At 76.1% G+C, this 8,311-nt stretch carries 8 protein-coding genes; 6 read left to right on the top strand and 2 right to left on the bottom strand.

What is annotated here, in order from left to right; translation table 11 throughout:
• Window positions 1–3,062: bifunctional proline dehydrogenase/L-glutamate gamma-semialdehyde dehydrogenase (locus ICW40_RS19160; RefSeq protein WP_221655583.1), on the bottom strand; the 3,062-nt coding region annotated here is incomplete at its 3' end.
• Between the two features lie 103 nt (window positions 3,063–3,165).
• Window positions 3,166–3,732 carry an alpha/beta hydrolase family protein gene (locus tag ICW40_RS19165; RefSeq protein ID WP_221655584.1) on the bottom strand — a complete coding sequence of 189 codons (567 nt, stop codon included), beginning with the start codon at window positions 3,730–3,732 and terminating at the stop codon, window positions 3,166–3,168.
• A gap of 39 nt (window positions 3,733–3,771) precedes the next feature.
• Here ICW40_RS19165 and ICW40_RS19170 point away from each other — a divergent pair, with 39 nt between their 5' ends.
• The 6 genes from ICW40_RS19170 to ICW40_RS19195 all read left to right on the top strand — a co-directional run.
• Window positions 3,772–4,536 carry a helix-turn-helix domain-containing protein gene (locus ICW40_RS19170; protein WP_308121916.1) on the top strand — a complete coding sequence of 255 codons (765 nt, stop codon included), beginning with the start codon at window positions 3,772–3,774 and terminating at the stop codon, window positions 4,534–4,536.
• A 62-nt stretch (window positions 4,537–4,598) separates the two neighbouring features.
• Window positions 4,599–5,216 (top strand): bifunctional pyr operon transcriptional regulator/uracil phosphoribosyltransferase PyrR, encoded by a 618-nt coding sequence (gene pyrR / locus ICW40_RS19175; protein WP_221655585.1) that lies wholly within the window; start codon window positions 4,599–4,601, stop codon window positions 5,214–5,216.
• Complete coding sequence (locus tag ICW40_RS19180; RefSeq protein ID WP_221655586.1) at window positions 5,213–6,205, top strand: aspartate carbamoyltransferase catalytic subunit; 993 nt, start codon at window positions 5,213–5,215, stop codon at window positions 6,203–6,205. The genes pyrR and ICW40_RS19180 overlap by 4 nt, the downstream gene beginning before the upstream one ends.
• Window positions 6,202–7,530, top strand: a complete 1,329-nt coding sequence (locus ICW40_RS19185; protein WP_221655587.1) for a dihydroorotase — start codon at window positions 6,202–6,204, stop codon at window positions 7,528–7,530. The genes ICW40_RS19180 and ICW40_RS19185 overlap by 4 nt, the downstream gene beginning before the upstream one ends.
• Before the next feature lie 8 nt (window positions 7,531–7,538).
• A complete protein-coding gene (locus ICW40_RS19190) occupies window positions 7,539–8,111 on the top strand; it encodes a PH-like domain-containing protein (protein WP_308121917.1) in 573 nt (190 codons plus the stop codon).
• Window positions 8,108–8,311: hypothetical protein (locus tag ICW40_RS19195; protein WP_221655589.1), on the top strand; the 204-nt coding region annotated here is incomplete at its 3' end. The genes ICW40_RS19190 and ICW40_RS19195, both read left to right, overlap by 4 nt.

Genomic DNA, 8,311 nt, shown 5'->3' on the forward strand with positions numbered 1-8,311 from the left:
ACGCCGGCGCGCTCGGCGGCCGCGAGCACGCGCCGGACGTCGCGCTCGCGTGCACCGGTGCCGACGCGGACCGTGAGCCCGGGCACCGGCCGGTGGCGCAGCACGTTCGCCTCGACGCGGAGGCCCGACGGGTCGTGCTCGACGCCGAGCTCCTCGCGCCACACGCGGTCGTCGTCGGCGCGCGCCCACGCGAGCCACGCGTCGTCGTCCTGGGGCACGTCGTCGGCGTCGGCCCAGCGGCCGAGCTGCGGGACGTAGCCGGGACCGCCCGCCTTGGCGCCCGGCCCGACGGCGCTCGCCTTCCAGCCGCCGAACGGCTGACGACGGACGATCGCGCCCGTGATGTGCCGGTTCACGTACGCGTTCCCGACCTCCACCGCGTCGAGCCACGTCGCGATCTCGGCCTCGTCGAGCGAGTGCAGCCCGCCCGTGAGGCCGAACGGCACCTCGTTCTGGACGGCGATCGCCTCGGCCAGCGTCTCGACGCGCATGACGCCGAGCACGGGGCCGAAGCACTCGGTGAGGTGGACGAACGAGCCCCGTGCGACGCCGTGCTTGACGCCCGGCGTCCACAGGCGGCCCTCGGCGTCGAGCCGTCGCGGACGCACGAGCCACCGCTCACCGGGCTCGAGCGTGGTGAGTGCGCGCAGCAGCTTGCCCGCGGCGGGCTCGACCAGCGGGCCCATGGTCGTGCCGAGGTCGGTCGACGGCCCGACCTGCAGGGACGTCACGGCGTCCGCGAGCTGCCGCCGCAGGCGCGCGGAGCGGCCCGCCGAGCCCACGAGGATCAGCAGCGACGCGGCCGAGCACTTCTGGCCGGCGTGGCCGAACGCGGACCGGACGACGTCGGCGACCGCGAGGTCGACGTCGGCCGACGGCGTGACGACGATCGCGTTCTTGCCCGACGTCTCGGCGAGCACGTCGAGGTCCGCGCGCCAGGACGCGAAGAGCCGCGCGGTCTCGATCGACCCGGTGAGGAGCACGCGGCGCACGTCGGGGTGGCTCACGAGGCGACGTCCGACGTCGCCCTCGGGGCAGTCGAGCACCTGGAGCACCGTCGCCGGGTGTCCCTCGGCCTCGAGCGCGCGGTGCACGGCGGCGTAGGCGACCTGCGCGCTCCGGGGCGTCTGGGGCGCCGGCTTGACGAGCACGGGGGAGCCGGCCGCGAGCGCGGCCAGCACGGAGCCCACCGGGATCGCGACGGGGAAGTTCCACGGCGGCGTGACGACCGTGACGCCGTCAGGCCGGAAGACCGCGCCGGGCACGGAGCCGTCCGCGAGCCGGTCCGCGGCGTCCGCGTAGTACCGCGCGAAGTCGACCGCCTCGCTGACCTCGGGGTCGGCCTCCGCGACGGTCTTGCCCGCCTCCGCGGCCATGACCGCGACCAGGTCGGTGCGCACGTGCTCGAGCTCGAGCGCGGCACGTCGCAGCATGCGCGCCCGCGCGGCGGGTGCGGTCCCGGCCCAGCGGTCGCGCACACCCACCGCGGCCGCGACGACGTCGTCGATCTCGCGTTCGGTCCGCACGACGGTCGCGGGCGGCACGTCGACGTCGGCGGCACGCGCGCGGCGCAGGAGATCGGTCGCCCACGTGCGGGACGCGGCGACGGCCGGGTCGGTGTCCGGGGCGTTCTCGAAGCCGGCGCCGGGGAGGGTCGGCGTGGGGCGGGGCGCGCGACGCGGCTCGGCGCTCACGACGGGGGCGTCGCGGACCGCGGCGAGGAAGCCGGCACGCTGCGCGGCGAGGCCGTCCGCCGGGGCGTCGTCGTCGGTGGTGAACAGCGCGTGCAGGTAGTTCTCGGGCGCCGCGTTCTCCTCGAGCCGGCGCACGAGGTAGGAGATGGCGACGTCGAAGTCGTCGCGCGCCACCACGGGCGTGTAGAGCAGCACGCTGCCGTCCGGCCCGACGGCGTCGCGCACGGCACGCGCCTGCGCCGGCGCCATGCCCTGCAGCATCTCGATGTCGACGTCGGCCGTGACGCCCCGCGCCTGCGCCAGCAGGTGCGCGAGGGCGACGCCGTAGAGGTTGTGGCTCGCCGCACCGACCCGCACGGCCCGTGTCCGGGACGGGTCCACCGCGCGGTCGAGCAGACGGATCCACGAGGCGTCGACGTCCGCCTTCGTCGGGTAGGGCGCCTGCGGCCACCCGTGCAGCTCGGCCTCGACCCGCTCCATCGCCAGGTTCGCGCCCTTGACCAGCCGGACCTTGACGCGTGCGCCGTCGTCCGCCACGCGCTTCTCGGCGAGCTCGGTGATCTCGTCGAGCGCCGCGAGGGAGTCGGGCAGGTAGGCCTGCAGCACGATGCCCATCTCCATGGTGCGCAGGTCCGGGTGCTCGAGGAGGCGCTCGAACACGCGCACGGTGAGCGCGAGGTCGCGGTACTCCTCCATGTCGAGGTTGAGGAACGTGCCGTGAGCGTGGGCCGAGCGGTACAGCGGCAGGAGCTTCTCGACCACCCGGTCGCGGCTGCCGTCGGTGTCCCAGGTGGACAGCTGGCTCGCGACGGCGGACACCTTGACCGAGACGTAGTCGACGTCGGGCCGCTCGACGAGGCGCTGCACGCGCTGCAGCCGGCTGCGGGCCTCGGCCTCGCCGAGCACGGCCTCGCCGAGCAGGTTGAGGTTGAGCCGGAAGCCCTCGGCGCGCGCGCGTGCGATGTGCGCTCCGAGCCCCGGGCCGGCGTCCGCCACGAGGTGGCCGACGAGCTGGCGGAGCCGGATGCGTGCCGCGGGGACGACGACGTGGGGCAGCACGGGAGCCACGCGGGCGCCGACCGCGAGGAGCGCGCGGTCGACCGGACCGAGGAAGCCGCCGGCCGCCGACGTGAGCTCCGCGAGCCCGGCGAGCTCGTGCGCCGCGACGTGCACGTCCTCGGGCCGTGCGACGCGGTCGACGAACCGCACGGCCAGCTCGAGCCCGGCCGGGTCGGCGACGAGGGCGGCGAGGCGTCCGGTGGTGCGCCGCTCGCGCGCGGTCTGGCCGGCCGCGGTCGTCTCGACCCACCGCTCCGCGAGCGCGACGGCGGCGTCGGTCAGGTCGGCGGGCGAGGTGGCTGGGCTCATCCGCCCATCGTGCGTCCCGCGCCGAGGCGGCGTCTTGTCAGGATCGGGCGTCCCGGGCGCGCGGATCCGCCTGGCGGCGGGACACCCGTCGGGGTGCCGGTCGTCAGACCGGGGCGCCGAGCCCGCGCAGCCAGTCGCGGACCGCGGCGCACACGGCGGTGTCGTCGGGCGGTGCGTGCGCGCCGGGCACGAGGACCGTGGTGAGCGGGCCCGGGATCGCGCCGAGGTGCTCGGCGAGCTCCTCGGGCGTCCCGAAGGGGTCGCGCCGCCCCGACACCGCGAGCGCCGGCACGTGCAGCGCGGGCAGGTGCTCGACGCGCAGCTTCTCGGGCCTGCCCGGCGGGTGCAGCGGGTAGGAGAGCAGGACGAGCCCCGCGGCCGGCTGCCCCTCCGCGACGGCCATCGAGGACATCCGGCCGCCGAATGAGCGGCCGCCGAGCACGACGTCCTCGGGGCGTACCCCGAGGTCCGCCGCGAGCCGGTCGGCCTCGGCGCGGATGTGGGCGATCGCGACCGGGGCGCGCTCGGGCCCGCGGCGCCCGGCGGCGCGGCCCGGGAAGTCGACCCGGCGCACGGGGAAGGGGGCCAGGGACTCCTCGAGCGCCACGAGCGTCCGCGAGTCGCGGTCGGCGCCCGCACCCGGGGTGAGCAGCAGCGCGGCGGGGGTCACGCGTCCTCACGCTAGCGCCCGGGCGGTAGCGTCCGGCTGGTGACGACCGACGCCGCCTGGCCCGAGGCTGAGCGGCTGCGCCGTGCGCTCGGGCCGGAGTGGACGACACTCATGGACTCCCTCACGGGGACCATGTTCTGCGCCAAGGACGTCACGGGCCGCTACGTCGTCGTCAACCAGGCCTTCGTCGACCGCACGGGGGAGTGCAGCCGGCGGGGCGTGGTCGGGCGGCGCGCCGAGGACCTGTTCGCGCCGCACCTGGCCCAGCACTACGCGGTGCAGGACCGCGCGGTCCTGACGACGGGGGAGCCGCTGCGGCGCGAGCTCGAGCTCATCTCACGCCCCGGTGGGCCGCCCGGCTGGTACCTGAGCTCGAAGGTGCCCGTGCGCGACGGCGCCGAGGTGGTGGGCCTGGTGAGCGTGTCCGAGGACCTGCGCACGCGCGACGCCGACGACGTCACGGCGCGGTCGCTCCACCGCGTCGCGGCGTTCGTCGCCGAGCGACTGCACGGCCCGGTCCCCGTGGCCGACATGGCCGCGGCCGCGGGGTGCTCGCCGTCGACGCTCGACCGGCGCATGCGGAAGGTCTTCGCGCTGTCGCCCCAGCAGTACGTGCTGCGGTGCCGGGTGGACCGGGCGGCCGCGCTGCTCAGCGCCGGCGACCTCCCCCTCGCCGACGTCGCGACGGCCGCGGGGTTCTACGACCAGGCGGTGCTGACGCGCACGTTCGGGCGCCTCACGGGGGAGACGCCCGCCCAGTTCCGGCGGCGGACGTCCGGCGCGACGCCGTCGGGGGTCGGGTAGGGTCGCGGCCGACAGACATCCTTTAACGACCCGTCCTGTGAGGCGGGGAAGGAGGTCGCCAGATGCCCTCTGGCCCTGCTGTGCCCACCGACCGGCCCACCGACCGCCCCGGCGACGCCGCCGACGACGCCGCCCGCGGCGCTGAGGTGCTCACCGCCCCCGAGATCGGCCGGGCGCTAACCCGCATCGCGCACGAGGTGCTCGAGCGCAACAAGGGCGGCACCGGCCTCGTCCTCCTCGGCATCCCGACCCGAGGCCTTCCGCTCGCGCGCCGCCTCGCCGCGAAGATCGCCGAGGTCGAGCCGGGCCTCGACGCCGCAGCCCTCGTGGGGTCGCTCGACGTGACCATGTACCGCGACGACCTCCACCGGCACCCCACCCGGACCATCGGTGCCACGGACGTGCCGCCCGGTGGCGTCGACGACCGGACGGTCGTCCTCGTCGACGACGTCCTCTTCTCGGGCCGGACCATCCGCGCCGCGCTGGACGCGATCAACGACCTCGGCCGTCCGCGGGTGGTCCAGCTCGCCGTCCTCGTCGACCGCGGCCACCGCGAGCTCCCGATCCGCGCCGACTACGTGGGCAAGAACCTGCCGACGTCGCTCACGGAGCAGGTGCGCGTGCGCCTCGCCGAGATCGACGGCGAGGACTCGGTCCGGATCGCGGGAGGGGACCGGTGAGGCACCTCCTCAGCGCCGCGGACCTCGACCGCGCCACGGCCGTCCACCTCCTCGACACCGCGTCGCAGATGGCCGCGACGCAGGCACGGGAGATCAAGAAGCTCCCGACCCTGCGCGGGCGCACCGTCGTCAACCTCTTCTTCGAGGACTCCACCCGCACCCGGATCTCGTTCGAGGCGGCCGCGAAGCGGCTCTCCGCGGACGTCATCAACTTCTCGGCGAAGGGCTCGAGCGTCTCCAAGGGCGAGTCGCTCAAGGACACCGCACTGACGCTCCAGGCGATGGGGGCCGACGCCGTCGTCGTGCGGCACCAGGCCTCGGGGGCGCCGCACCGCCTCGCCCACTCGGGCTGGGTCGACGGCGCGGTGGTCAACGCGGGCGACGGGACGCACCAGCACCCGACGCAGGCGCTGCTCGACGCGTTCACGCTGCGCCGCCACCTGCGCGGCGACGCGGACAACCCGGACGGCGTCGGCCTCGACCTCACGGGACTGCACGTCGCGATCGTCGGCGACGTGCTGCACTCCCGCGTCGCCCGCTCGAACGTCAACCTGCTGCACACGCTCGGGGCGGAGGTCACGCTCGTGGCGCCGCCGACGCTCGTGCCCGTGGGCGCGGAGTCGTGGACGTCCCGCACGTCGTACCACCTGGACCAGGTGCTCGCGGACCAGCAGCCGGACGCGATCATGATGCTGCGGGTCCAGCGCGAGAGGATGGGCGGCGACGGCACCGGCGCCGGACGGACCGGCTTCTTCCCCAGCCCGCTCGAGTACACCCGGGCGTACGGGCTCGACGCGCGGCGGCTCGCGCTCCTGCCGGAGCACGCGATCGTCATGCACCCGGGCCCGATGAACCGTGGCCTGGAGATCTCGGCGGACGCCGCCGACTCCCCGCGCGCCGTGATCGTGGAGCAGGTCGCCAACGGCGTGGCCGTCCGGATGGCCGTGCTGTACCTGCTGCTCGCGAAGGAGAAGGAGACCACCCCATGAGCGCGACGTACCTGCTGCGTGGCGCCGCCCCGCTGGGTGGCGACCCGACCGACCTCCTGCTCGCGGACGGGCGCATCGTCGCCGTCGGCGCCGACGCCGCGCGGGACGCGGGCGACGCCGAGGTGGTCGACGCGGCCGGTCTCGTGGCGCTGCCCGGGCTCGTCGACCTGCACACGCACCTGCGTGAGCCCGGCCGCGAGGACGCCGAGACCGTCGCGTCGGGCACGCGGGCGGCGGCGCTGGGCGGCTTCACCGCGGTGCACGCGATGGCCAACACGTCCCCGGTGGCCGACACCGCGGGCGTCGTCGAGCAGGTCTGGCGGCTGGGCCGCGACGCGGGCTGGGCGGACGTCCTGCCGGTCGGCGCGGTGAGCGTGGGCCTCGCGGGTGAGCAGCTCGCCGAGCTCGGCGCGATGGCGCACTCCGCGGCGCGCGTGCGCGTGTTCTCCGACGACGGGAAGTGCGTCCACGACCCCGTGCTCATGCGCCGTGCGCTCGAGTACGTCAAGGCGTTCGACGGCGTCATCGCCCAGCACGCGCAGGAGCCGCGGCTCACGGTGGGTGCCCAGATGCACGAGGGCGTCGTCTCGGCCGACGTCGGCCTCGCCGGCTGGCCCGCGGTCGCGGAGGAGGCGATCATCGCGCGCGACGTGCTGCTCGCCGAGCACGTCGGCTCGCGGCTGCACGTGTGCCACCTCTCGACGGCGGGGTCGGTGGAGATCCTGCGCTGGGCGAAGTCGCGCGGCATCGACGTCACGGCCGAGGTCACGCCGCACCACCTCCTGCTGACGGACGAGCTCGCGCGCACGTACGACCCCCTCTACAAGGTCAACCCGCCGCTGCGCACCGACGCCGACGTCATGGCGGTCCGCGCGGGCCTGGCCGACGGGACGATCGACATCGTGGCCACCGACCACGCGCCGCACACGCGCGAGGACAAGGACTGCGAGTGGGCGGCCGCGGCCTTCGGCATGACCGGTCTGGAGACGGCGCTGTCCGTCGTGCAGACGACGATGGTCGACACCGGCCTGCTCGGCTGGGCGGACGTCGCGCGCGTGCTCTCGACCGCGCCCGCGCGGATCGGCCGTATCGACACCGGCGAGCGCGCGCACGGTCGGCCGCTCGCGGTCGGCGAGCCGGCGAACGTCACGCTCATCGACCCGGCCGCGCGGTGGACGGTCGACCCCGCGGCGCTGGCGAGCGCGAGCCGTAACACCCCCTACGGCGGGCGCGAGCTCGGTGGCCGGGTGGTCGCGACGTTCCTCCGCGGCCGTCCCACGGTGCTCGACGCCGTCGCCGTGCCCCAGCCGGCGCCCGCCCGATGAGGGAGGCCGTGGGGATCGCGGTGCTCGTCTCGCTGCTCGTGGCCGTCCTGCTCGCGATGCGCGCTGGCTGGCGGTCCCGCGCGGCACGGTCGGCGACCCTGGTGCCGGCGCTGCCGCCGGTGCCCGCTTCGGACCTGCTCGGTGCGGTGCGGATGGGCCCCGTCGAGGCGACGTACGTCTCGACGACCGTCGCGGGGGACTGGCTCGACCGGGTCGTCGCGCACGACCTCGGTGCGCGGTCCGCGGCGAGCGTGACCGTGCACGAGACGGGCGTGCTGCTGACCCGAGCCGGCGCACAGGACCTCTTCGTGCCCGCAGGCGTGCTCCGCGACGTGAGCCTCGCCCCGGGGATCGCCGGCAAGGTCGCGGGCGGCGAGGGTGTCGTCGTGCTGCGCTGGGAGGTCGTCGGGGCGCGCGGCGCGCGGCTCGGCGGCGACGCCCCGGGCGCCACGGTGCTCGACACCGGTCTGCGCCCGCGCCGGTCGGCCGACCGTCAGGCACTGGTCTCAGCCGTGCGGGCGCTCGTCGGTGCCGACGCGCCGACGGGCGGCGTCGTGGGCGCGACGGGCGGTGCGGCATGAGGCCCCTGCTCGACGTCGCCGTGCTGCTGGCCGTCGCAGTCGCGGTGTGGGGACTGAGGCTCCGTGCGTCGCGGGCCAGCGGCGACGAGCCGCCGACCCCGCTGCCCAGCCGGGCGCAGGTCCCGCTGCCGAGGACGCTGCCCGCGACGCCCAGCGAGTCGCTCCGTGCCCGCTCCGCGCCCGCCGACCCGGTGCAGGGG

It is taken from the genome of Actinotalea ferrariae, assembly GCF_019733465.1.
In the GTDB taxonomy this organism is placed as follows: domain Bacteria; phylum Actinomycetota; class Actinomycetes; order Actinomycetales; family Cellulomonadaceae; genus Actinotalea; species Actinotalea ferrariae_A.

Excerpts from the sequence above, each read along its gene's own strand:
- pyrR (WP_221655585.1), top strand. The coding sequence starts at position 4,599 with ATGCCCTCTGGCCCTGCTGTGCCCACCGACCGGCCCACCGACCGCCCC.
- ICW40_RS19185 (WP_221655587.1), top strand. The coding sequence starts at position 6,202 with ATGAGCGCGACGTACCTGCTGCGTGGCGCCGCCCCGCTGGGTGGCGAC.